General features: G+C 72.4%; 22 protein-coding genes. 12 read left to right on the plus strand and 10 right to left on the minus strand.

What is annotated here, in order from left to right; all coding sequences use genetic code 11:
* The first annotated feature begins 1 nt into the window (after position 1).
* Positions 2 to 1408: an SAM-dependent methyltransferase gene (locus ACIRG6_RS16605; protein WP_403323220.1), complete on the plus strand. Its 1407-nt coding sequence runs from the start codon at positions 2 to 4 to the stop codon at positions 1406 to 1408.
* Here the strand turns inward: ACIRG6_RS16605 and ACIRG6_RS16610 are convergent.
* Positions 1373 to 2524, minus strand: a complete 1152-nt coding sequence (locus tag ACIRG6_RS16610; protein WP_318213798.1) for an NADH-quinone oxidoreductase subunit D — start codon at positions 2522 to 2524, stop codon at positions 1373 to 1375. The two genes, ACIRG6_RS16605 and ACIRG6_RS16610, sit on opposite strands and share 36 nt — an antisense overlap.
* 31 nt (positions 2525 to 2555) lie before the next feature.
* On the opposite strand from ACIRG6_RS16610, the gene ACIRG6_RS16615 reads away from it, so the two are divergent.
* Entirely contained in the window at positions 2556 to 3107 is a 552-nt protein-coding gene (locus tag ACIRG6_RS16615) for a PH domain-containing protein (RefSeq protein ID WP_364820719.1), read from the plus strand.
* Positions 3092 to 4420, plus strand: coding sequence for a PH domain-containing protein (locus tag ACIRG6_RS16620; RefSeq protein WP_381690294.1), 1329 nt, complete (start codon positions 3092 to 3094; stop codon positions 4418 to 4420). Before ACIRG6_RS16615 ends, ACIRG6_RS16620 begins: the two co-directional genes overlap by 16 nt.
* Positions 4421 to 4537: 117 nt before the next feature.
* Here ACIRG6_RS16620 and ACIRG6_RS16625 read toward each other — a convergent pair whose 3' ends face one another.
* Positions 4538 to 5773, minus strand: coding sequence for a hypothetical protein (locus tag ACIRG6_RS16625; protein WP_403323224.1), 1236 nt, complete (start codon positions 5771 to 5773; stop codon positions 4538 to 4540).
* A 181-nt stretch (positions 5774 to 5954) separates the two neighbouring features.
* Positions 5955 to 7076 carry an alpha/beta hydrolase gene (locus ACIRG6_RS16630; RefSeq protein ID WP_364680176.1) on the minus strand — a complete coding sequence of 374 codons (1122 nt, stop codon included), beginning with the start codon at positions 7074 to 7076 and terminating at the stop codon, positions 5955 to 5957.
* A 230-nt stretch (positions 7077 to 7306) separates the two neighbouring features.
* Between ACIRG6_RS16630 and ACIRG6_RS16635 the strand changes: the two genes are divergently transcribed.
* The 6 genes from ACIRG6_RS16635 (at position 7307) to ACIRG6_RS16660 (ending at position 12756) form a co-directional block, all read left to right on the plus strand.
* Positions 7307 to 9139, plus strand: coding sequence for a phosphatidylglycerol lysyltransferase domain-containing protein (locus ACIRG6_RS16635; RefSeq protein WP_364680174.1), 1833 nt, complete (start codon positions 7307 to 7309; stop codon positions 9137 to 9139).
* A 389-nt stretch (positions 9140 to 9528) separates the two neighbouring features.
* Positions 9529 to 10455, plus strand: coding sequence for a dihydropteroate synthase (folP, locus tag ACIRG6_RS16640; RefSeq protein WP_403323229.1), 927 nt, complete (start codon positions 9529 to 9531; stop codon positions 10453 to 10455).
* Positions 10452 to 10964 carry a nuclear transport factor 2 family protein gene (locus ACIRG6_RS16645; RefSeq protein ID WP_239765227.1) on the plus strand — a complete coding sequence of 171 codons (513 nt, stop codon included), beginning with the start codon at positions 10452 to 10454 and terminating at the stop codon, positions 10962 to 10964. Before folP ends, ACIRG6_RS16645 begins: the two co-directional genes overlap by 4 nt.
* Positions 10965 to 11200: 236 nt before the next feature.
* Entirely contained in the window at positions 11201 to 11560 is a 360-nt protein-coding gene (gene folB / locus ACIRG6_RS16650) for a dihydroneopterin aldolase (RefSeq protein WP_189229916.1), read from the plus strand.
* On the plus strand, positions 11557 to 12168 hold the full coding sequence (gene folK, locus ACIRG6_RS16655) for a 2-amino-4-hydroxy-6-hydroxymethyldihydropteridine diphosphokinase (protein ID WP_350721153.1): 612 nt from the start codon (positions 11557 to 11559) through the stop codon (positions 12166 to 12168). Before folB ends, folK begins: the two co-directional genes overlap by 4 nt.
* A 102-nt stretch (positions 12169 to 12270) precedes the next feature.
* Positions 12271 to 12756: a DUF3180 domain-containing protein gene (locus ACIRG6_RS16660; RefSeq protein ID WP_318213790.1), complete on the plus strand. Its 486-nt coding sequence runs from the start codon at positions 12271 to 12273 to the stop codon at positions 12754 to 12756.
* Positions 12757 to 12778: 22 nt separating this feature from the next.
* On the opposite strand, the gene folE is transcribed toward ACIRG6_RS16660, so the two are convergent.
* From folE to dacB, 6 genes are all read right to left on the minus strand, one after another.
* Positions 12779 to 13384, minus strand: coding sequence for a GTP cyclohydrolase I FolE (folE, locus tag ACIRG6_RS16665; RefSeq protein WP_318213789.1), 606 nt, complete (start codon positions 13382 to 13384; stop codon positions 12779 to 12781).
* Positions 13385 to 13503: 119 nt separating this feature from the next.
* On the minus strand, positions 13504 to 15543 hold the full coding sequence (gene ftsH, locus ACIRG6_RS16670) for an ATP-dependent zinc metalloprotease FtsH (protein WP_239765675.1): 2040 nt from the start codon (positions 15541 to 15543) through the stop codon (positions 13504 to 13506).
* A 174-nt stretch (positions 15544 to 15717) separates the two neighbouring features.
* Positions 15718 to 16278, minus strand: a complete 561-nt coding sequence (gene hpt, locus ACIRG6_RS16675) for a hypoxanthine phosphoribosyltransferase (protein ID WP_189230328.1) — start codon at positions 16276 to 16278, stop codon at positions 15718 to 15720.
* A 74-nt stretch (positions 16279 to 16352) separates the two neighbouring features.
* Entirely contained in the window at positions 16353 to 17399 is a 1047-nt protein-coding gene (gene tilS / locus ACIRG6_RS16680; protein WP_403323235.1) for a tRNA lysidine(34) synthetase TilS, read from the minus strand.
* A gap of 192 nt (positions 17400 to 17591) precedes the next feature.
* Positions 17592 to 18719, minus strand: a complete 1128-nt coding sequence (locus ACIRG6_RS16685) for a zinc-dependent metalloprotease (protein WP_239765222.1) — start codon at positions 18717 to 18719, stop codon at positions 17592 to 17594.
* 146 nt (positions 18720 to 18865) lie between these two features.
* Complete coding sequence (gene dacB, locus ACIRG6_RS16690) at positions 18866 to 20449, minus strand: D-alanyl-D-alanine carboxypeptidase/D-alanyl-D-alanine endopeptidase (RefSeq protein ID WP_403323238.1); 1584 nt, start codon at positions 20447 to 20449, stop codon at positions 18866 to 18868.
* A 79-nt stretch (positions 20450 to 20528) separates the two neighbouring features.
* Between dacB and ACIRG6_RS16695 the strand changes: the two genes are divergently transcribed.
* Entirely contained in the window at positions 20529 to 21020 is a 492-nt protein-coding gene (locus tag ACIRG6_RS16695) for an inorganic diphosphatase (protein WP_007452023.1), read from the plus strand.
* Positions 21021 to 21134: 114 nt separating this feature from the next.
* A complete protein-coding gene (locus tag ACIRG6_RS16700; RefSeq protein ID WP_364680161.1) occupies positions 21135 to 22847 on the plus strand; it encodes a threonine/serine exporter family protein in 1713 nt (570 codons plus the stop codon).
* Between the two features lie 87 nt (positions 22848 to 22934).
* On the opposite strand, the gene ACIRG6_RS16705 is transcribed toward ACIRG6_RS16700, so the two are convergent.
* Entirely contained in the window at positions 22935 to 23858 is a 924-nt protein-coding gene (locus tag ACIRG6_RS16705; protein WP_403323242.1) for a DedA family protein, read from the minus strand.
* Between the two features lie 133 nt (positions 23859 to 23991).
* On the opposite strand from ACIRG6_RS16705, the gene ACIRG6_RS16710 reads away from it, so the two are divergent.
* The gene (locus ACIRG6_RS16710) at positions 23992 to 24357 is read left to right on the plus strand and encodes a YbjQ family protein (RefSeq protein WP_003975421.1); all 366 of its coding nucleotides are present in this window, start codon (positions 23992 to 23994) and stop codon (positions 24355 to 24357) included.
* Positions 24358 to 24368 lie beyond the last annotated feature (11 nt).

The following is a 24368-nucleotide window of genomic DNA, read 5'->3' on the forward strand; positions in this document are numbered from 1 at the left end:
TGTGACGGCGAGGACAGCGGGGACGGCAGAGGCCCACGGGACGGGCGACGACTGGCGTGGCTGGCGGGAGGCCACGGCGGACGCCCTGTACGGGCCGGCGGGGTTCTACCGCGGGTCCGAGGGGCCCGCCGGGCACTTCCGTACGTCGGTGCACGCGTCGCCGCTGTTCGCCGGGGCCGTGGCGCGGCTGCTGTGCCGGGTCGACGAGGCACTGGGCCGGCCCGCGTCGCTCGCGTTCGTGGACATGGCCGCGGGGCGGGGAGAGCTGGTCACGGGCGTGCTGGCCGCGCTGCCCGCGGACGTGGCCGCCCGCACGCGCGCGTACGCCGTCGATGTCGCCGGGCGCCCCGACGGGCTCGACCGGCGGATCGAGTGGCTGGCCGAGCCGCCGCGCGGGGTGACGGGGCTGCTGTTCGCCAACGAGTGGCTGGACAACGTGCCGGTGGACGTGGCGGAGGTGGACGCCGACGGCGTGGCACGGCGGGTGCTCGTCCGGGGCGACGGGACGGAGCGGCTCGGGGAGCCGGTGGGCGGGGCGGACGCCGAGTGGCTGGCCCGCTGGTGGCCGCTGGCGGGCGAGGAGGGGCTGCGGGCGGAGATCGGCTTCCCCCGGGACAGCGCGTGGGCGTCCGCCGTCTCCACGCTCGAACGGGGACTGGCCGTGGCCGCGGACTACGCCCACACGCGGGACACCCGCCCGCCCTTCGGCACGCTCACCGGCTTCCGGGAGGGCCGGGAGACGCCCCCGGTACCGGACGGCTCGTGCGACATCACGTCCCACGTGGCCCTGGACGCGTGCGCGACGGCGGGCGACGCGGGGCGTGCCGGGGGCGGCGTGGAGGACGGCGCGAGTACCGGGGGCGGCGTGGAGGACGGCCTGGAGGGCGGCCCGGACAACACCGGGTCCGGGCCGGGAAACACCGGGTCCGGGTCCCGCCCGGGCGCCACGGCATCCGGCACGGGCGACACCGGACCCCGCACAGCCCCCGCGGAGCGCGAGAGGAGCGGCGCCACGCCCCACCCGGGCGACCCCGCCTGCGGGGCGGACGTCGCCGGGCCCGGCGCGGACCGTGCGGGGCGCGACAGGGGCGACGCCGGGCGCGCTGCAGCCGAACCCGGCCGCGATGCCGGCGGCGTGGGGTGCGCGCCGGCGTGCACGCCCCCCGGCGCGCGGTTGCTCCCCCAGCGCGACGCCCTGCGTGCCCTCGGTGTCGCCGGCGCCCGTCCCCCGCTCGCCCTCGCCTCCACCGACCCGGCGGCGTACGTGCGCGCCCTCGCGAACGCCTCCGAGGCCGCCGAGCTGACCGCGGCCGGCGGGCTCGGCGACTTCGTGTGGCTGCTCCAGCCGGTCGGGCCCCTCGACGCCGCCCGGCTACTTGTCGATGTCGCCGACGACGAAGAACAGTGACCCCAGGATCGCCACCATGTCCGCGACCAGCGTCCCGGGCAGCAGCTCCGTCAGCGCCTGGATGTTGTTGAACGAGGCCGAGCGCAGCTTCAGCCGGTACGGGGTCTTCTCACCCTTGCTGACCAGGTAGTAGCCGTTGATGCCGAGCGGGTTCTCGGTCCACGCGTAGGTGTGTCCCTCGGGCGCCTTCAGCACCTTCGGGAGCCGCTGGTTGATCGGCCCGGGTTCCAGCTCGGCCAGCCGGTCCAGGCAGGCGTCGGCGAGGTCGAGGGCGTTGTGCGTCTGCTCCAGCAGGCACTCGAAGCGGGCGAGGCAGTCGCCCTCGGTCCGGGTGACGACCTTCAGGGTGTCCTGGAGCTCACCGTAGGCGAGGTACGGCTCGTCGCGGCGCAGGTCGAAGTCGACGCCGGAGGCGCGCGCGATCGGCCCGCTGACCCCGTACGCGTGCACGGCCCCGGCGCTCAGGACGCCCACCCCGCGCGTCCGCCCCCGGAAGATCTCGTTGCCGAGCACCAGGTCGTCGAAGACGTCCATGCGCGAGCGCACGGCGGCGACGGCGGCACGCGCGCGCGCCGCCCAGCCCGACGGCAGGTCCTCCTTGAGGCCGCCGACGCGGTTGAACATGTAGTGCATGCGCCCGCCGGAGACCTCCTCCATGACGTTCTGGAGGACCTCCCGCTCCCGGAAGGCGTAGAAGACCGGGGTGATACCGCCCAGCTCCAGGGGATACGACCCCAGGAACATCAGATGGTTCAGCACCCGGTTCAGCTCCGCGAGCAGCGTCCGCGTCCACACCGCGCGCGGGGGGACCTCCATGCCGAGCATGCGCTCCACGGCGAGGACGACGCCCAGTTCGTTGGAGAACGCGGACAGCCAGTCGTGCCGGTTGGCCAGCACGATGATCTGACGGTAGTCACGCGCCTCGAACAGCTTCTCCGCGCCGCGGTGCATATAGCCGATCACGGGCTCCGCGCTCGTGATGCGCTCGCCGTCCAGGACGAGCCGCAGCCGCAGCACGCCGTGCGTCGACGGATGCTGGGGGCCGATGTTGAGCACCATGTCGGTGCTCTCCGCGGCGCCGCCGATACCGACCATGGTCTCCGTCTTGGGAGTCATGCGCACAGTCTCCCCTACGTACGCTGGGTCCATGGAGACGGGGAGCCCTGACCACACGGGCACGGCGGGCACGGCGGGCACGGCAGGGACGGCGGGGGCCGGGGCAGGCACAGCGGCGGGCGAACCGGTGTGGACCGGGCTGCCGCCGGGACTGCTGCGGATGCGGCGGCTGTTGCTGGTGGTGTGGATGGGCCTGCTCGCTCTCGCCGCCGGTCTCCTGCCCGCCCTGTTCGCGGGCCCTGCCTGGGCACTCTTCGCGCTGCTGCCGCTGGCCGTGCTGGTCTGGGGCCGGCTGATGCTGGAGCGCAACTGGCGCTCCTGGCGGTACGCCGAGCGCGCCGACGACCTGCTGATCAGCCGGGGCGTGCTGTGGCGGGAGGAGACCGTCGTGCCGTACGGGCGGATGCAGCTGGTCGAGGTGACCTCCGGGCCCGTCGAGCGGTACTTCGGGCTGGCCAGCGTGCAGCTGCACACGGCCGCCGCCGCGACCGACGCGACCATCCCGGGGCTGGACCCGGCCGAGGCGGAACGCCTGCGCGACCGGCTCACCGCGCTGGGCGAGGCCCGATCGGCGGGGCTGTGAGCGGCACGGACGCCGAGGATGCGGTGACCGAGCGCCGGCTGCATCCCGTCACCCCGCTGCGGCGGGCCTGGGCGCCGGTCGCCGTGATCGTCGGGTGGGCCGTGCACGACCCCGACCAGGCGCAGCGCCAGCTGACGAGGCTGACCACGACCACGCTGCTGATAGGCCTGGCCGTCCTGATCCCCGCCGCCGCCCTGTACGGCTTTCTGACCTGGTGGTTCACCCACTTCGCGGTAACCGACGCCGAGCTGCGCATCCGTACCGGCCTGCTGTTCCGGCGCACGGCGCACATCCGGCTCGAACGCATCCAGGCCATCGACGTCACCCAGCCGCTGCTCGCCCGGGTCGCCGGGGTCGCCAAGCTGAAGCTCGACGTCATCGGCGCCGACAAGAAGGACGAGCTGGCCTTCCTGGGGGCCGCCGAGGCACGTGCGCTGCGGGCCGAGCTGCTCGCGCGCGCGGCGGGCTTCGCGCCCGAGACGGCGCACGAGGTCGGTGAGGCGCCGTCCCGGCATCTGCTGCGCGTGCCGCCCGGTGTCCTCGCCGTCTCGCTGCTGCTGACCGGCGCGACCTGGGGCACGCTGGCCGCCGCCGTGGTCGTACCGGCGCTGCTGTGGTCGGCCACCCACAGCCTGTGGACGATTCTGGCGACCGCCCTGCCGCTGCTGGGCGCGGCCGGCGCGAGCAGCGTGGGGCGGTTCGTCGGGGAGTACGACTGGACGGTGGCCGAGTCGCCGGACGGGCTGCGCATCGACCACGGGCTGCTGGACCGGGCTCACGAGACGGTGCCGCCGGGCCGGGTGCAGACGGTGCGGATCGTGGAGCCGCTGCTGTGGCGCCGGCGGGGCTGGGTGCGGGTGGAGCTGGACGTGGCCGGGTCGTCGAACTCCGTGCTGCTGCCGGTCGCCCCGCGCGAGATCGCCGAGTCGGTGGTGGCGCGCGTGCTGCCCGGGGTGACCGTGCCGGCGCCGACGGCGCTGTCGCGTCCCCCGCGGCGGTCCCGGTGGTGCCTGCCGCTGTGGTGGCGCGGCCAGGGGCTGGCGGTCACCGACGCGGTGTTCGCCGCCCGCCGCGGGCTGCTGCGGCGGAGCCTGGCCCTGGTGCCGCACGCCAAGGTCCAGAGCGTCCGCCTGACACAGGGTCCGTGGCAGCGGGCCCGGCGGGTCGCCGACGTACGGGTGGACACGGGGGCGAACAAGACCGTGACCGCGCGGCTGCGGGACGCGGACGAGGCGGCGGAGCTGCTGCGCGGCCAGGCGGAACGCTCCCGCACGGGGCGCCGGGACGCGCTGCCGGACCGGTGGATGGCGTGAGCGCGAACCGGTGACAGCCGGCGAAGACACGAACCGGCCGGCCGGAACGACGCCACAAGACCGGTGCCCCGGCACGACGACGCGCCCCGGTGCCGGGCCCCGCCGCATTCGTGCCGGTCAGGACACCGCGCTGCGCAGCCCCTGTACGTCGATCTGCTCGGTCTCGTCGTGGGCGGTCAGGTCGATCACCTGGCCCACTCCCCGGGACTCCTCGCCGGCCGGCTTGAAGGCGGCCTCCGTCTCGGCCTTGTGCAGCGCCAGGGCCTCCTGGCCGACGACGTCGGCGAGGTCTTCGTTCTGGACGGCCTCCAGGGCGGCGGGTGACGCCGTCGCGTCCTTGGCGTTCTTCGTGCCGAAGAAGTCGAAACCGCCCTCGACCACCGGACGCCGCGCGGGAGCGGCCGGTACGACGGCCACCGCGGTCGGCACCGTGTAGTGACCGGCGGGCTGCCGCGCGGACCGCTGCTCGGGCTGCTGCGCCGGCTGGTCGGGCCGGTCGTCGGGACGGCCCGGCGCGGTGGTGGGCGCGGCCTCGTGCCCGTCGGCCGCCTCGGGCTGCCCCTGGGCCTCGTCCTCCCGCGCGGGCTCGGCCGCCGCGGCGCTCTCGCCGCCGCCGTTGCCACCGCCGTCACCGTCGTCGCCGCCGTCGTCACCGCTGCCGTCGTCACCGTCGACGGGCTCACGGTCCTCACCGGCGGGCGCCTCGTCGTCGAACCGTGCCAGTGCGGCGCTCGCCCGCAGGAACAGCCGGGAGCCCGCCGGAGAGAAGACGGCGGGCGTCTCGGGCGTCTCCTCGGCGGCCTCCGTGGACTCGGCGGCCTGGGAGTCGCCGGCCTCCGGCGCGCGCGTCTCTTCCGCCGGAGCCGGCCGGGCCGCGGGCAGCGCGGGTGCCGTCGGCGCGGCCTCGATCTCCAGCAGGCGGCGGCCCTCCAGCGCGCTGGCGCGCTCGGTCTCCGCGGTGGCGTACCGGCGCAGCAGGGAGGCGTGCTCGTTGCGCAGCCCCGCCAGCTCCGTGCGCTTGGCACGCAGCCGGGTCTCGAGCTTCATGCGCAGCTCGCGCGACTCCTCCAGGTCGGACTCCAGTTCGGCGACCCGTTCCTCGTAACGCCACTCGTCGCTCGCCCGCGCGCGCGTGAGGTCGGCGACGCGCTTGCCCGCCTGCGCGTCCCAGTGACGCATGACGACCGCGCCGACGACCGCCGTCACCGCGGCGGCCGCCGCGAGCGCGCGGAGGATCACCGCCTCACTGAACACCCAGGGGCCGGCCGCGCAGACGACCGATACGCCTGCGATCGCCGACGGAGGAAGCAGCCTGTGCAGAGGCGGGGAATGACGGTGACGTCCACGTGGCATGGCCAGAAACTTACCGCGCGTAGGCGAATCTTGGCGCCCCGCCCCGCAAAAACTCGGCCGTCTCCGACGCGTTCACACGGCATCAGGATTCCACTTGCCCACGGACAGCCGAAATCAACTCAAGATCATTTACTCAAGATCATTTCCAGGAAAGCCCCGGCCGCTGATCAGCGACCACCCGTCAGCGGCTGCTCAGCCGCCCGCTGAGCCACTGCAGCGTCGCGGGGATCTCGCGCCGCCAGGTATTGAAGTTGTGCCCGCCTCTTTCGAGGATGATCGACGAGATCCGGGTCGGCTTCTTGTCCTTCACCTGCTCTATGAACTTCAGCGTGTCCTTGTAGTTCGTCTCGCCGGACTTGCTGCTGGTGACGAGCAGCGAAGTGGCGGGCGCGGGCATGTGCTTGACGTACCACCAGAGGTCGGCGCGATTGCGCAGTTCCTTGTCGCCCTGGAAGAGGTCGCCCGTGGTCGGGTCGCTGGGGGCGTCGTAGTACGCGGACAGACCGACGCCGGCGCCGTAGACACCGGGGTGGTGCAGGGCGAGCTTCAGCGCGCAGTAACCCCCGGTCGAGTTGCCGACGATGCCCCAGCTGCCCGGCTTCCGGCCCACCCGGTAGTGGGCGAGAACGGCCTCGGGGAGGTCCTTGGCGAAGAACGACTCCGTCTGCGGGCCGCCCGGCACGTCCACGCACTCCGTGTCGCGCGGCGGCGCCACCGTGGGCCGCAGCATCACCAGCACCATCGGCTGCATGCGGCCGTCCTCGGCCAGGTCCAGCGCCGTGCGCGGATAGTGGAGCTTGCTCACCAGCGCCTCGGTCGTCCCCGGGTAGCCGGTCAGGACGACGGCCGCGGGGAACGTGCGCGTGCGGTACCGCGGCTGGAAGTACTCGGGGGGCAGGTACACCTCGGCGGGCGTCGCGATGTGCGTCGTACGGCCGACGATCCTGACGTGCTGGATCTGACCGCCGACCTCCGGCCGGGCCCCGCCCGCCTGCTTCACCCGGCCCGCGCCGACCACCCGGAGCGGACCGCCGCCGCCTGCCGAGTGGTCGACCACCACGCCCTGGCCGGTCTCCCGCCCGAACAGGTCGGCCCAGCTCGCGTAGAACCCGAAGGACTGGTTGGCGGCGAGAGCGACCGCGGCGAAGACCGCCAACTGGGTGGCGAACAGCAGGCCTGTCCGTCCTATGACGGCACGCCAGCTCCGCCCGGCCAGGCGTGGCCACAGCCACACCGTGCCGACGAACAGCAGCACGCCGGACAGAACCGCCAGCGCCAGCACCTTGTTGCTTGTCAGACCCATGCCTTGCTACCTGCCTACGCTTCCCACAGGGTGTCCGGCCCCCCGTCGGATTCGCGAGGGGTGTCCCGTAACTTTCCTCGGCCTTTGTCGTGGCTTTGAGAAGGGGAGTGAACCTCTCTCCCCAAGACACCGTCCTAGAGGGCGCAATGTCGCCGGATGCCCGAAACGGGCCCGGATCCACGGTCTCTCGCAGAACTACGGGTGCGATGTCTGTCAGGACAGATGAGGAAATGTCGGGTGCGGTTCCGGGGGTCGCCGCCCCCAAGACCGCCGGCCCCACGCGCGCGAGCCGGGTGCTGCGCGGTCCGCGCCCGGAGTCCGTGCCCGTCCTCGTCGGCAGAGCCTGCACGCTGGTCGGCCTGCTGAACGTCGCCGCGGGCGTCTTCCCCCGCTTCCGGCACAGCCGGATGCACGCCCTCGCCGAGATACTGCCCGGCGCGTTCGGCCCGTTCGCCGCGGCGCTCTCGCTCAGCGCGGGCGTCCTGCTCCTGCTCCTCGCCCACGGGCTCAAGCGCCGCAAGCGCCGGGCCTGGAGGGCCGCCGTCGCCCTCCTGCCGCTGGGCGCCGCCGCACAGTTCACCTACCGTCATTCCGTCGCCGGGGTGCTCGTCTCCCTCGCGCTGCTCGCTCCGCTGCTGCGCCACCGCGACCAGTTCGCGGCGCTGCCCGACCCGCGCAGCCGCTGGAAGGCGCTCGCCAACTTCGTCCTCATGGGCGCCGGTTCTCTCGCCCTCGGGCTGGTCATCGTCAGTGTCCACCCGCACCGCATGGTCGGCGACCCGAGCCTGGCCGACCGGATCGCGCACGTGCTCTACGGGCTGTTCGGCTTCGAGGGGCCGGTCGACTACCGGGGCAACACCTCCTGGACGGTCGCCTTCTCCCTCGGTGCCCTCGGCCTGCTCACCGCCGTCACCACCATCTACCTGGCCTTCCGCCCCGAACACCCGGCCGCGCGCCTGACGGAGGACGACGAGACGCGCCTGCGCGCGCTGCTGGCCAAGCACGGCAGCCGCGACTCCCTCGGCCACTTCGCGCTGCGCCGCGACAAGGCCGTCGTCTTCTCCCCCAGCGGCAAGGCCGCCGTCACCTACCGCGTCGTCTCCGGCGTCATGCTCGCCAGCGGCGACCCGATCGGGGACGTCGAGGCCTGGCCGGGCGCCATCGAACGCTTCATGGACGAGGCGCGCGCCCACTCTTGGACGCCCGCCGTGATGGGCTGCTCCGAGACCGGCGGCGAGGTGTGGACCCGCGAGACCGGGCTCGACGCCCTCGAACTGGGCGACGAGGCGGTGGTGGACGTAGCGGATTTCTCCCTCGCCGGCCGCGCGATGCGCAACGTGCGTCAGATGGTCAAGCGCATCGAGCGCGCCGGTTACGAGACCCGGGTACGGCGCGTGGCTGACCTCGGCGACGCCGAGCTGGACCGCGTCCGCCGCGCCGCCGACGACTGGCGCGGCACCGACACCGAGCGCGGCTTCTCCATGGCCCTGGGCCGCATCGGCGACCCCGCCGACGGGGACTGCCTGATCGCGACGGCGCACAAGCAGGACGCGGAGCCCGGCGAGTACGGCGACCTCAAGGCGATCCTGCACTTCGTGCCGTGGGGCACCGACGGCGTCTCCCTCGACCTCATGCGCCGCGACCGCTCGGCCGACCCGGGCATGAACGAACTGCTGATCGTGGCCGCACTCCAGGCCGCCCCGAAGCTGGGCATCGCACGGGTCTCCCTGAACTTCGCCATGTTCCGCGCGGCGCTCGCGCGCGGCGAGAAGATCGGCGCGGGACCGGTGCTGCGGGCGTGGCGTGGTCTGCTGGTGTTCCTGTCGCGCTGGTTCCAGATCGAGTCCCTGTACAAGTTCAACGCCAAGTTCCAGCCCCGCTGGGAGCCCCGCTTCGTCGTCTACCGCGCCTCCGCCGACCTGCCGCGCATCGGCTTCGCCGCGATGCAGGCGGAGGGTTTCGTGACGCTCACGCCACCGCTCCCCCGCTTTCTGCGCCGCAGGGCGACCGGTCGGCGGCCGTGCGTGCACGGGGCGCCGGAGCGGGAGGCCCGGGCGGCGTGACGGCGGGGCGCCCCGGCGTGGGTGCGGGCCGGTGGCCCGGCGCTGCCGGGGTGCCGCTGCGGCGGCGTAGCGCGGCGGCCCGCAGCTAGGGCGGCACGGCGGCAGCCGGGACGGCGTAGCGCGTCGGGGTGCGACGACGGCGGTCAGTCGCGTACGGCGGGAAGGGGACGTGCCGGGGGGTGTCCGCCCGCAGCGGTTGGCGCGTCAACGCCCCGCCTGCTGGAAAGGGACCGATTCCGCGCCGTTCCGAGGACGGACACCCCCCGGCACGGCCCCGACCCACAGACCACCGAAGGCGCTACGCGCACCCCCACCGAACCCCCACAGGCCGCCGCAGGCACCCCACACCACCACCGAACGCACCCACCCACTGGGCCTACGCTGAACACATGAGCAAGCAGACCGGCCGCCGCCACCTGGCGGGACTGACCGCATGGGACCGCTGTGCGGTCATGGGGGTCGTCAACGTGACCCCCGACTCCTTCTCCGACGGCGGTCGCTTCTTCGACACCACGGCCGCCATCAAGCACGGCCTCGACCTCGTCGCCGAGGGCGCCGACCTGGTGGACGTCGGCGGCGAGTCCACCCGCCCCGGCGCCACCCGCGTCGACGAGGACGAGGAACTCCGCCGGGTCGTCCCGGTCGTCCGCGGCCTGGCCTCCGAGGGCGTCACCATCTCCGTCGACACGATGCGCGCCTCGGTCGCCGAGCAGGCCCTCGCCGCCGGCGCCGCCCTCGTCAACGACGTCAGCGGCGGCCTCGCCGACCCCCGGATGATCCCGGTCGTGGCCGACGCCGACGCCCCCTTCGTCGTCATGCACTGGCGCGGCTTCCTGGAGGGCGGCAACGTCCGCGGCACCTACGCCGACGTCGTCACCGAGGTCGTCGACGAGCTGCACGCCCGCGTGGAGGCGGTCCTGGCGGGCGGCATCGCCGCGAACCGCATCGTCGTCGACCCCGGCCTCGGCTTCTCCAAGGACGCCGAGCACGACCTCGTCCTCCTCGCCCACCTCGACCGCCTGCTCGCCCTCGGGCACCCGCTGCTCGTGGCCGCCTCCCGCAAGCGCTTCCTCGGCCGCGTCCTCGCCGGCCCGCAGGCCTCCCCGCCGCCCGCGCGCGAACGCGACGCCGCCACCGCCGCCGTCTCCGCGCTCGCGGCGCACGCCGGCGCGTGGGCGGTGCGCGTGCACGAGGTGCGCGCGACGGCGGACGCGGTACGGGTCGCCCGCGCGGTGGAAGAAGCACGCCGGCCCCAGCCCCAGCCCCAGCCGGAGGCAACGGCGTCGGACAGAGGCAGCCGGGAAGGAGCCCGGTGAACGCCCCTCACATCGACGTCGAAGAGGTCGAGGCCACCAACACCGCCTTCTACGAAGCTCTCGAACAGGGCGACTTCGAAAAGGTCTCCGAGCTCTGGCTCACCCCGTCCGACCTGGGCATCGACGAGACCTACCACGACCCGGCGGACGCCGGCGTGGTCTCCTGCGTGCACCCCGGCTGGCCGGTCCTCACCGGCCGCGGCGAGGTCCTGCGGTCGTACGCGCTGATCATGGCGAACACCGACTACATCCAGTTCTTCCTCACCGACGTGCACGTCTCCGTCACCGGCGACACCGCCCTGGTGACCTGCACGGAGAACATCCTCAGCGGTGGCCCCGCCCCCGAGGGCGACGACGAGCTCGGACCGCTCGTCGGTCAGCTCGTGGTCGCCACCAACGCCTACCGCCGCACATCCTCGGGCTGGAAACTCTGGTCGCACCACGCGTCGCCCGTCCTGGCGGAGAGCGACGACGAGGGCGGCCCGGACGCCGAGGAGACACCCCCCTGAGCCGCCAGGAGCAAGAAGTGGTTGGAATCACGGACCGCCGGGTATGGGCGGCTACCAACCCGTGACCCACCGGGTCCGCCAGGGCAAACGCACGGTGAAACCTCCGGACGTCCGCCCGGACCCGCACCACCCGTGGCCCGGCGCTGTCAGTGCCCGCGGGTAGATTCGACTGAGGCCGGGGCACTGCCCGCACGTGGTGTGCCCGGCCCTGACCGACGACTGCAGGAGTGATTCGTGTGGATCGTGTCGCGCTGCGCGGCCTGAAGGCCCGCGGGCACCACGGTGTGTTCCCCAAGGAGCGCGAGGAGGGCCAGACCTTCCTCGTCGACATCGTCCTGGGCCTGGACACCCGACCGGCCGCGGCCGACGACGACCTGGCGAAGACCGTGCACTACGGCATCGTGGCCGAGGAGGTCGTGGCCGTCGTCGAGGGCGAGCCCGTCAACCTGGTCGAGACGCTCGCCGAGCGCATCGCCCAGGTCTGCCTGAAGCACGAAGGGGTCGAGGAGGTCGAGGTCTGCGTCCACAAGCCGGACGCGCCGATCACGGTGCCCTTCGACGACGTGACCGTCACCATCATCCGGAGCCGTGTATGAGTGTCCCGTTCACCAACGGTCCCAGCGACCCGACCGTCCAGCCGGTGCCCGCGTCCGTCGTCGAGAGGGTGGACGCGGCCGACAGCACGCTGTCCAACCCCAAACGCGCCGTGATCGCCCTCGGCGCCAACCTCGGCAACCGCCTGGAGACCCTCCAGGGCGCCATCGACGCCCTGGAGGAGACCCCCGGCGTGCGGATCAAGGGCGTCTCGCCGGTCTACGAGACCGAGCCGTGGGGTGTCGAGCCCGGCACCCAGCCGTCGTACTTCAACGCGGTCGTGGTCCTGAAGACCACCCTGCCGCCGTCCTCGCTCCTGGAGCGGGCGCACGCCGTCGAGGAGGCCTTCCACCGCGTCCGGGACGAGCACTGGGGCCCGCGCACCCTGGACGTCGACATCATCGCCTACGCCGACGTGGTCTCCGACGACCCGCACCTCACCCTGCCCCACCCGCGCGCCCACCAGCGCGCCTTCGTCCTCGCCCCGTGGCACGACGTGGACCCCGAGGCCCAGCTGCCCGGCCACGGTCCGGTCGCCGGCCTGCTGGACGCGGTGACGCGCGAGGGCGTCGCGCCCCGGACGGACCTGGAACTTCACCTGCCCGAGTAGTCGTTAAGGTCGAGTCGACCGAAGTCCGTCGCCGGACGCCCACCGTCCGGGCGTGCGGCAGCCGGCGCCTGAGCCGGACATCCGGGGGAGCGAAGGGGCACCGTGAAAGAGCTGCGCATCAGGATGCTGGCCGGCGTGTTCGTCGTCGCCGGAGTCCTGTCCTGGGCGGGCGCCCGCCTGTGGAACTCGATCGGGACCCTTCCGGGCGTCCCGCTCGCGGCCCCCATCGTGCTCGCGCTGATCGCCGTGGTCCTGCTGGCCACGGCGCTCTCGATCCGTGCCCGCCTGAAGGCCCAGCGCGACCGGGTCCCCGGCGCCAAGGGCGTCGACCCGCTGATGGCGGCCCGCGCGGTCGTCTTCGGCCAGGCCAGCGCCCTCGTGGCCGCCCTGGTCGCCGGCATGTACGGCGGCACGGGCGTCTTCCTCCTGGAGTACCTCGACATTCCCGCCCGCCGCGACCAGGCGATCTACGCCGGCTTCTCGGTCCTCGGCGGCATCGGCGTCATAGCGTCCGCCGTGTTCCTCGAGCGGGTCTGCAAGCTCCCGGAGGACGACGACGACAACTCGGGCGCGGCCCCCACCACCTGACCCGTCGCCGCCCCGGGCGGACTCAGCGCGCCATGATCAGGCTCATCGCCTCGTTGCGCGTGGCGGAGTCGCGCAGCTGCCCCCGCACGGCCGAGGTGATGGTCTTGGCACCGGGCTTGCGGATGCCGCGCATCGACATGCACATGTGCTCGCACTCGATGACGACGATCACGCCACGCGGTTCCAGGATCTCCATCAGGGAGTCCGCGATCTGCGTGGTGAGACGTTCCTGCACCTGCGGTCGGCGAGCATAGACGTCCACCAGGCGGGCGAGCTTGGACAGGCCGGTGATCTTCCCGGTGGCGGACGGGATGTACCCGACGTGAGCGACACCGCGGAACGGGACCAGGTGGTGCTCACACGTGCTGAACACCTCGATGTCCTTGACCAGCACCATCTCGTCGTGACCGAGGTCGAAGGTCGTCGTCAGGACGTCCTCGGGCTCCTGCCGGAGTCCCGCGAATATCTCCTTGTACGCCCGCGCCACGCGTGCCGGCGTCTCCCGCAGTCCCTCGCGGTCCGGGTCCTCGCCGACCGCGATCAGCAGTTCGCGCACGGCGTTCTCGGCCCGCTTCTCGTCGAACTCGCCGATCGGGCCCTGGCCGTCCAGCGTCACGGGGTCGGTCATCTGTGCCTCGTTCCTGTCTTCTCACGTGCCGGCATACGAAAATGCCACGCCCCCCAGGCTAGAACCTGGGGGGCGCGGCATACATTCCGGGCCTGGTGGGCCCGCGGGGAGGGCCAGGATCAGCTCTCCGGGCGGTCCTCCGGGGCTCGTTCCGGTGCCGGGGCGGGCTCCGCCGTGGTGCTCTTGGCGGTGGAGATCGCCGCCGTCGCACCGTTCGCCCCGTTCGTCAGCGCGAGCTCCTTGGGGGAGAGCACCGGCGGACGGGTCGAGGGGGTGCGGCGGGAGGAGCCGGTCCAGGCGGGCCGGGGCGGACGCCTGACGATCGGGGCGAAGATCTCGGCGATCTCCTCCTTGCCGAGCGTCTCCTTCTCCAGCAGGGCGAGGACGAGGTTGTCGAGGACGTCGCGGTTCTCGACCAGGATCTCCCAGGCCTCGTTGTGCGCCGTCTCGATGAGCTTCTTGACCTCTTCGTCGACCAGCGCGGCGACCTCTTCCGAGTAGTCGCGCTGGTGGGCCATCTCACGGCCGAGGAAGGGCTCGGTGTTGTCGCCACCGAACTTGATCGCGCCGAGACGCTCGGTCATGCCGTACTGCGTGACCATCGCGCGGGCCACGCTGGTGGCCTTCTCGATGTCGTTGGCGGCACCCGTCGTCGGGTCGTGGAAGACCAGTTCCTCGGCCGCGCGGCCGCCCAGCATGTAGGCGAGCTGGTCGAGCATCTCGTTGCGCGTGGTCGAGTACTTGTCCTCGTCCGGGAGCACCATCGTGTAACCGAGGGCACGGCCGCGGGAGAGGATCGTGATCTTGTGGACCGGGTCGGAGTTCGGCGAGGCCGCCGCGACCAGGGCGTGACCGCCCTCGTGGTACGCGGTGATCTTCTTTTCCTTGTCCGACATGATCCGGGTCCGCTTCTGCGGGCCCGCGACCACGCGGTCGATCGCCTCGTCCAGCATGTGGTTGTCGATCAGCTTCTGGTCGCTGCGGGCCGTCAGCAAGGCGGCCTCGTTCAGCACGTTGGCCAGATCGGCACCGGTCATGCCGGGCGTACGGCGGGCGACGGCCGACAGGTCGACGTCCGGGGCGACCGGCTTGCCCTTCTGGTGGACCTTGAGGATCTCCAGACGGCCCTGCATGTCCGGCCGGTCGACCGCGATCTGCCGGTCGAAGCGGCCCGGGCGCAGCAGCGCCGGGTCGAGGATGTCGGGCCGGTTCGTCGCGGCGATGAGGATCACGCCGCCCTTGACGTCGAAGCCGTCCATCTCGACGAGCAGCTGGTTCAGCGTCTGCTCGCGCTCGTCGTGACCGCCGCCCAGGCCGGCGCCGCGGTGGCGGCCGACCGCGTCGATCTCGTCGACGAAGACGATGGCCGGGGCGTTCGCCTTGGCCTGCTCGAACAGGTCACGCACTCGGGAGGCACCGACACCGACGAACATCTCGACGAAGTCGGAACCGGAGATCGAGTAGAACGGCACGCCCGCCTCGCCCGCGACGGCACGCGCGAGCAGGGTCTTGCCGGTACCGGGCGGGCCGTACAGCAGCACGCCCTTGGGAATCTTGGCGCCGACGGCCTGGAACTTCGCCGGCTCCTGGAGGAACTCCTTGATCTCGTGGAGCTCCTCGACGGCCTCGTCCGACCCGGCGACGTCGGAGAACGTCGTCTTCGGGGTGTCCTTGGTGATGAGCTTCGCCTTGGACTTGCCGAAGTTCATGACCCGGGAGCCGCCGCCCTGCATCTGATTCATCAGGAACAGGAAGACGACCACGATCAGGACGAACGGCAGCAGGGACAGCAGGATGCCGACGAACGCGTTCTGCTTGGACGGCGACACGGTGTAGCCGTCGGGGATCTGCTTGTCCTGGAACTTGTTCTGCAGGGTGCCGGCGATGGTCACACCCTGGTCGCCGATGTAGCTCGCCTGGATCTTCGAGCTGCCCTTGATCTTCTCGCCATCCTTGAGCTGGACCTTGATGGTCTGCTCGTCACCGGTGGTGAGCTTGGCCGACTCGACCTTGTTGTCGTTGATCGCCTGGACGACCTGGCCGGTGTCCACCGTCTTGTAGCCGCCGGACGAGCCGACGACCTGCATCAACACGACCACGGCAAGGACGGCCAGCACGATCCACATGACCGGCCCACGGAAGTATCGCTTCACGTCCATCCACACGGAGCGGTGCCGCCCCGTCCCTCCTGCCATAGTGAGTTTGATAAGACAGTTCTTCTGACGGTACCCCAGCCTGGTGGCCCGAAGCCGCACAGGACGGCCGACGTTCCCGTCTGCCTGCTCAACGGCGCGGGGGCCGCCGGGGTTCCCGGTCCGCGCTACGGGGCTGTGCTAGCCACCGTAGACGTGGGGCGCGAGCGTACCGACGAACGGCAGGTTCCGGTACTTCTCGGCGTAATCGAGCCCGTAGCCGACGACGAACTCGTTGGGGATGTCGAAACCGACCCACTCCACGTCGATGGCCACCTTGGCGGCGTCGGGCTTGCGCAGCAGCGTGCACACCTTGAGGGAGGCGGGCTCGCGCGAGCCGAGGTTGGAGATCAGCCAGGACAGGGTCAGGCCGGAGTCGATGATGTCCTCGACGATCAGGACGTGCTTGCCCTTGATGTCGGTGTCGAGGTCCTTGAGGATCCGCACCACGCCGGAGGACTGGGTGCCCGCGCCGTAGGAGGACACCGCCATCCAGTCCATGGTGACGGGGGTGGACAGCGACCGGGCGAGGTCGGCCATGACCATCACGGCGCCCTTGAGGACACCGACGATGAGCAGGTCCTCGCCCTCGTACTCCGCGTCGATCTTCGCGGCCAGCTCGGCCAGCTTCGCGTCGATCTCTTCCTTGGTGATGAGTACCTTTTCGAGGTCGGCACCCATGTCGTTCGCGTCCACCCGCATCACTTTCGGTCGTCCCACCGGCCATTCCGGATCACCCCGGTGACCCCGGTCGGGGCCGGTGGGAGGGTCCGGATTCAGCCTTGCCGAATCACCAGTCTGCCACCCTGCCGCTGGGCGACGACTTTGCCGGGGAGGTTGATGGCTCCCTGACCGCGCCAGCCGGTGATCAGCCGGTCGACTTCCTCGATGTGGCGGGCGAACAGCGCACCGGCCGGGGCACCGGCGTCGATGGCGGCGCGGCGCAGGATCCTGCGGCGTACGGCGGGCGGCAGGGCGTAGAGCTTGGCGCACTCCAGTACGCCGGTGGCGTCGCGGACACCGGCCTCGGCCTGGCGGGCCCAGGTGTCGAGGGCGTCGGCGTCGTCCCGGGAGAGCTGGGCCGTACGGGCGAGGGCCTCGACGACGCCCTTGCCGAGGGCCTTCTCGAGGGCGGGCAGGCCCTCGTGGCGCAGCCGGGAACGGGTGTACGCCGGGTCGGCGTTGTGCGGGTCGTCCCAGACGGGCAGGGACTGGACCATGCAGGCCTTGCGGGCGGTCTGCCGGTCGACCTGGAGGAAGGGGCGCCGGTAACGGCCGCCGGCCCCCGAGACCGCGGCCATGCCCGACAGGGAGCGGATGCCGGATCCGCGGGCGAGGCCCAGCAGGACGGTCTCGGCCTGGTCGTCGCGGGTGTGGCCGAGCAGGACGGCGGCGGCCCCGTGCCGGGCGGCGGCGGCGTCCAGGGCGGCGTAACGCGCGTCGCGGGCGGCCGCCTCGGGTCCGCCGGCGCGGCCGACGGTCACGGCGGTCGCCTCGACGGGGTCGAGGCCGAGTTCGCGCAGGCGCAGGACGACTTCTTCGGCGCGCAGGTCGGAGCCGTTCTGCAGGCCGTGGTCGACGGTGACGCCGCCGGCGCGGATGCCGAGCCGGGGGGCCTCGAAGGCGAGGGCGGAGGCGAGCGCCATCGAGTCGGCGCCGCCGGAGCACGCCACGAGCACGAGCGGCGACGGCGGACGCCCGGGCACGCGCTCGGTGGCCGTCCCGGCGGGGACGGCGGTCGTGGTGTCCAGTTCGGTGAGGATGTCGTGGAGGACGCGGCGGACCGCCAGGCGTATCGCCGCGACCGCAGGATGGGGACCCATGTCCGGTGCCCTTCATGAAGTTTTCGGGGGGTGAGCCCGAGGTTCGGTCACGCAGAGTGCCTAGATGGTGACAGAAACGGGCCGTTCCCCGAGCATCGCACGCCTGTCGAGGGCTCACGGTCCCTCGGACGGGTGATTGAAGGGGCGTTCGCCTGCCGTCGGCCGGATTCGTTCACGACCCGTCCGCGGGGCTCATGACTCCGGCTTGCGGTGCACCCGTGCGATCCAGTCCGCCGGTTTGGCGATCTCCGACTTGGTGGGGAGGGTGTTGGGCGAGGTCCACACGCGGTTGAAGCCGTCGACGCCGCACTCGTCGACGACGGCCCGGACGAAGCGTTCACCGTCCCGGTACTGGCGGAGCTTGGCGTCCAGGCCGAGCAGCTTGCGCAGGGCCAGGTCGAGGCGGGAGGCGCCCTTGGCGCGGCGCTGCTGGAACTTCTCGCGGATCTCCCCGACGCTCGGCACGACCGAGGGGCCGACCCCGTCCATCACGAAGTCGGCGTGGCCCTCCAGCAGGGACATCACGGCGGTGAGCCGGCCGAGGACCTCCCGCTGGGCGGGGGTCTGCACCAGCTCGACGAGCGACCGGCCGCCGTCGTCCTCCTCGCCCTCGGGGCGTCCCCCGGCGAGCGTCTGGGCGGCCTCACGGACGCGCTCCAGCACGGTCATGGGGTCGACGTCGGTCTCCGCGAGGAACGACTGGATTTCGCCCTCGAGGTGGTCGCGCAGCCAGGGCACGGCGGTGAACTGCGTGCGGTGCGTCTCCTCGTGCAGGCACACCCACAGGCGGAAGTCGTGGGGTTCGACGTCGAGTTCGCGCTCGACGTGGACGATGTTCGGCGCGACGAGCAGGAGCCGGCCGCCGCCGTTCGCACCGGCGGGGAGCTCGCGGGTGGCCGGGGCGAAGGTCTCGTACTGGCCGAGGACGCGGGAGGACAGGAACGACAGCAGCATGCCCAGCTCCACGCCGGTGACCTTGCCGCCGACGGCGCCGAGGACCGCGCTGCCGGGGGAGCTGCCGCGGCGCTCCTGCATCTTCTCCAGCAGGGGCTTGAGGATCTCCCGGAAGCCGGCGACGTTCGCCCGGACCCAGCCGGGGCGGTCGACGACGAGGACGGGGGTGTCGTGGGCCTCGTCGGTGGCCATACGAGTGAAGCCCCGGACGTGTTCCTCCGAGGCTTTGGCGTGTCGGCGAAGCTCCGCGACGACGGCCCGGGCCTCGTCGCGGCTCACCTCGGGGCCCGGCCGTACGAGCCGGGTCGCGGTCGCCACCGCGAGATTCCAGTCGACCATGCCGGAAGATGCGCCGATGCTCGTCATTCCTCAACGGTACGTGAGCGCCGCCGCTGGGGGCAGGCTGTGTGGGGCGGTGGGGTGGGGCAGGTTTGAGGGGGGCCGCACCGGGGCCGGGCGGGTGCGGGGCCCGGCGGGACGGGGTGCCGCCGCGCCCGGCCCCGACGCCGCCCCTACGACGCCAAGGCCGTTGCCGCTCTGTCCAGGGCCGTCTGCGCTGCCTGCGGGTTTGTCGTGTCCTGGGTCAGGAAGGCGAAGGCCAGGAGGCGGCCGTCGGGGGTGGCCACGGTGCCGGCGAGGGTGTTCACGCCGGTCAGGGTGCCGGTCTTGGCGCGGACGAGGCCGGCCGCGCCGTTCCTGTAGCGGCCGCTCAGCGTGCCGGTGAAGCCGGCGACGGGGAGACCGGTGAGAACCGGGCGGAGCTCGGGCCGGGCGGGGTCGGCCGCCTTGGCGAGCAGGGCCGTCAGGAGGTCGGCGGTGAGCCGGTCGGTGCGGTCCAGACCGCTGCCGTCGTGGAACACCGCGCCCCGTACGGGCAGACCGAGCTGCTTCAGCCGGGCGGTGACGGCGGCGGAGACACCGCCGAAGTCGGCGCGCTGTCCGGTCGCCACGGCCGTATGGCGGGCCAGCGCCTCGGCGAGGTCGTTGTCGCTGTTGGTCAGCATCCGCTCGACCAGGGCGGACAGCGGGGGCGAGGAGACGGTGGCGAGGGTGGCCGCGCGGCCCGTGGCCTTGGACGGGCCCGGCGCCGACGTCTTGATGCCGTGCCCGCCCAGGAAGCCCGCGAAGGCGCGGGCCGCGTCCGCCGCCGGGTCCGCCGCGCGCGGGGCCGGGCCGCTGGTGGAGTCGTCCGTGCGGGCCTCGTCGGCCATCAGGGCGGTGACGGGGGCGAGGTTCTCGTTGACCCCGATCGGGTGCATTTCCGTACCGGCGTAGAGCGTCGTGTCGTACGACAGCGTCACCTCGCGCACCCCCCGCTTCTTCAGGGCCGCGGCGGTCCGCTCGGCGAGGGTGCGCAGGCTCGCCTGACCGCGGGCCTGCGGGCGGGCGGTGAGGGTGGGGTCGCCGCCGCCGACCAGGACGAGTTCGCCCGTGCCGGACTCCAGGGCGGTGCGGGTGGTGAGGCGGTGGTCGGGGCCGAGGGCGCTGAGGGCCGCGACCGCGGTGGCGATCTTGGTGGTGGAGGCGGGCGTCAGCGCGGTGCCGGCGCCGACGCCGTACAGCCGCTTGCCGGTGGTGATGTCGACGACCGCCGCCCCGCGCCGGGTGCCGAGCGCCGGGTCGTCGAGGAGGGACCCGAGGGCGTCGGCGAGGGCCTCGCCGCGCGGTGCCGCCTTGACGCCGCCGGGGTCGGCGCCGGAGGCACCGGCGAGCGCGGTCAGGACGGACGCGGCGCTGGGGGCCGGCCGGGGGGTCCCGGAGGCCGCGCCGGGCCCGGCGGGTCCGTGATCTGCGCCACCCGTGCGTTCCAGGGCGACTGCCCGGTCCCGCTCGGCCGTACGCTGACCCGTGGAGTCCCAGGGGCCGGCGGCGGTCACCACACCGGCGGCCAGTGCCAGCCCGGCGGTGGCGGCACCGGCGGTGTACTGCCAGGTCTTCGGCCCGCGGGTGAGCTGCGGCGTCGTGGCCCGCGCGAGCCGCGTCAGACGCGGTCGGGCGGCCCGCGCGGCGCGGGCGAGGCGCGGTCGTACGGCACCGGCGGCCCGCACCACGTGCGGTCTCGCGGCCCGCCAAGGCCTCAGCTCTGGCACTACCACCAGCCCCTTTCGCGATCACACACCTGCGTGAGGGACACTTAACCACCAGAACTATGTGCTGATCATGGAGGAGCGTCCGGTGGAGTTCGACGTCACGATCGAGATCCCGAAGGGTTCGCGGAACAAGTACGAGGTGGACCACGAGACCGGTCGTATCCGCCTGGACCGCCGCCTCTTCACCTCGACCGCCTACCCGACCGACTACGGCTTCGTCGAGAACACCCTCGGCGAGGACGGCGACCCGCTGGACGCGCTGGTCATCCTGGACGAGCCGACCTTCCCGGGCTGCCTCATCCGCTGCCGCGCCATCGGCATGTTCCGCATGACCGACGAGGCCGGCGGCGACGACAAGCTGCTGTGCGTGCCGTCGACGGACCCGCGTGTGGAGCACCTGCGTGACATCCACCACGTGTCGGAGTTCGACCGCCTGGAGATCCAGCACTTCTTCGAGGTCTACAAGGACCTGGAGCCCGGCAAGTCCGTCGAGGGCGCCGACTGGGTGGGCCGCACCGACGCCGAGGCCGAGATCGAGCGGTCCTACAAGCGCTTCAAGGACCAGGGCGGCCACTGAGCAGGAGCCCCTCCCGTAACGGGCCGCACGCGAGACGCGTGCGGCCCGTCGACGTTTGGATGCGCATACTGAGGGCTACAGGAGGGTGTGTCGTACCCAGGGAGCGCAACGCAAGTGACGGAGGCGGAGGACCGCAAGCCGCAGTCGGACGAGGCGCACAGCGCCTTCCGGCAGCCGCCGGGGGTCGCGGCGTCGGCCGACGGCGAGTCGTCGACGACGTCCGAATTCGAGATTCCGCAGGGGCTGGCCGTCTCCCGGCCCGCCGGATCGGAGTCCGAGACGACCTCGGAGTTCGCGCTGCCGGAAGGGCTGGACGTGCCCCCGGCACCCCCTGCGGAGTCGGAGGGATCGGCGTTCAGCACGCCGAGCACCTACAGCGCGTGGACCGCGCCGACCGCCTTCACCCCGGCGAGCGGCGTCCCGCTGGTGAGCCTGACCAAGGACGTGCCCTGGCAGGACCGCATGCGCGCGATGCTGCGCATGCCGGTGGCCGAGCGGCCCGCGCCGGAGACACCGCAGCGGCACGACGACGACACCGGCCCCGCCGTGCCGCGCGTGCTCGACCTGACGCTGCGTATCGGGGAGCTGCTGCTGGCGGGCGGTGAGGGCGCCGAGGACGTGGAGGCGGCGATGTTCGCGGTCTGCCGTTCCTACGGCCTGGACCGCTGCGAGCCGAACGTCACCTTCACGCTGCTGTCGATCTCCCACCAGCCGTCCCTGGTCGAGGACCCGGTGACGGCGTCACGGACGGTGCGCCGCCGGGGCACCGACTACACGCGGCTCGCGGCCGTGTTCCATCTGGTGGACGACCTCAGCGACCCGGACACGCAGACCTCCCTGGAGGAGGCCTACCGGCGCCTCGCGGAGATCCGCCGCAACCGGCACCCGTACCCGACCTGGGTCCTGACCGTGGCGAGCGGATCACTGGCCGGCGCGGCCTCGCTGCTGGTCGGCGGTGACGTGATCGTGTTCTTCGCGGCGCTGTTCGGCGCGATGCTCGGCGACCGGCTGGCATGGCTGTGCGCGGGACGCGGGCTGCCGGAGTTCTACCAGTTCGCGGTGGCCGCGATGCCGCCGGCCGCGATCGGCATCGCGCTGACGCTCGCGCACGTCGACGTGAAGTCGTCCGCGGTGATCACCGGTGGCCTGTTCGCCCTGCTGCCGGGGCGGGCACTGGTCGCGGGCGTGCAGGACGGCCTGACCGGCTTCTACATCACGGCTGCCGCGCGCCTGCTGGAGGTCATGTACTTCTTCGTCAGCATCGTCGCCGGGGTGCTGGTGGTGCTGTACTTCGGCGTCCAGCTCGGCGCCGAGCTCAATCCGGACGCCGCGCTGGGCACCGGCGACCAGCCGGTCGTGCAGATCTTCGCGTCGATGCTGCTGTCGCTGGCCTTCGCGATCCTGCTCCAGCAGGAACGGTCCACCGTGCTGGCGGTGACCCTGAACGGCGGCATCGCCTGGTGCGTGTACGGCGCCATGCACTACACCGGCGACATCTCGCCGGTGGCCTCCACGGCCGCGGCGGCGGGGCTGGTGGGCCTGTTCGGGCAGCTGATGTCCCGGTACCGGTTCGCGTCGGCGCTGCCGTACACCACCGCGGCGATCGGGCCGCTGCTGCCTGGTTCGGCGACGTACTTCGGGCTGCTGGCGATCGCGCAGAGCGAGGTGGACGCGGGGCTGCTGTCGCTGTCGAAGGCGGTGGCGCTCGCCATGGCCATCGCCATCGGGGTGAACCTCGGTGGGGAGATCTCGCGGCTGTTCCTGAAGGTGCCGGGCGCGGCGAGTGCCGCCGGCAGGCGGGCGGCCAAACGGACCCGGGGTTTCTAGGGCGCCCCATGGGGCGGGGGTGCGGTACGACGGCGAGTACGGGTGCGTCGTGGTGTCCAGCGCAGTCCCCGCGCCCCTTCGGGCGCTTCAGTGGCCCTGGTTGTACGGGTACTGGCCGCTCTGCTGGTCGCCGTAGGGCTGCTGGCCGTAGTTCTGCGGGTACTGCTGTGCGTACGGCTGCTGCTGGTTGCCGTAGCCCTGGTTGCCATGGGACTGGTCGCCGTAGCCCTGGTTGCCGTTGGACTGGTTGCCGTAGCCCTGGTCGTACTGCTGCTGAGGCTGCTGGTACGGGTCCACGCGGCGGAGCTGGGTCGTCGCGTCGTCCATGACCGGGTACTGCGGCTGCTGGGACTGCTGGGCCGCCGGAGGCACCGGTGCGTTCGCGGCGGCGCGCTTCTTCTTGCCGCGCTCACGCAGGAACTCGATGGCGATCGGGACCACCGAGACCACGACGATCAGGACGAGGATCGCCTCGACGTTGGTGCGGATGAACTCGATCTGGCCGAGCCAGTAGCCCGCGAGGGTGACGCCCGTGCCCCAGGCCACGCCGCCGATGACGTTGTACGTGAGGAACGTGCGGTACTTCATGCGGCCGGCGCCCGCCACGATGGGGGCGAAGGTGCGCACGATCGGCACGAAGCGGGCCAGGACGATCGCCTTGGGGCCGTACTTCTCCATGAACTCGTGGGCCTTCTCCAGATTCTCCTGTTTGAAGAGTCTGGAGTTGGGCCGGCTGAAGAGCTTGGGGCCGAAGAACTTGCCGATCATGTAACCCACTTGGTCGCCCAGGACGGCGGCGGCCACGATCAGCGTGCACACCAGCCACAGCGGCTGGCTGATGTACTGCCCCTGGGCGACGAACAGGCCTGCCGTGAACAGCAGCGAGTCGCCGGGCAGGAACGCGAAGAGACCGGACTCGGCGAAGACGATCAGCAGGATGCCTGCCAGGCTGAAGGTCTCGATCAGGTAGTCCGGGCTCAGCCACTCGGGGCCGAGCGCAAGCGTGGTCACGGGATTGTGGCTCCTGCACTGGGGGGCGGGCTGGGGCTTGGCTGCCCCAACGTATCAACGCGGCCGTCGGGGCCCAGGTTCCACGGACGTCCAAGGGGTGCGCTGGACTCCCGGCCGGGGAACCCTGTGAACCATGGGCATTGAAGAATACGGCGGCGGACAGGGACCCCAGCCCGACGTACTCGTCGTGACCACGAACGACCTGCCCGGCCACCGGGTGCAGGAGGTGCTCGGGGAGGTCTTCGGACTGACCGTACGCTCCCGGCACCTGGGGAGCCAGATCGGCGCCGGGCTGAAATCGCTGGTCGGCGGTGAGCTGCGCGGGCTCACCAAGACCCTCGTCGAGACCCGCAACCAGGCCATGGAGCGGCTCGTGGAGCAGGCACGCGCGCGCGGCGCCAACGCGGTGCTGTCGTTCCGCTTCGACGTGACCGAGGCGGCGGACGTGGGCACCGAGGTGTGCGCGTACGGGACGGCGGTGGTCGTGGCCCGGGAGTGATCCGGGCCACG

Source organism: Streptomyces flaveolus (assembly GCF_044765825.1).
In the GTDB taxonomy this organism is placed as follows: domain Bacteria; phylum Actinomycetota; class Actinomycetes; order Streptomycetales; family Streptomycetaceae; genus Streptomyces; species Streptomyces flaveolus.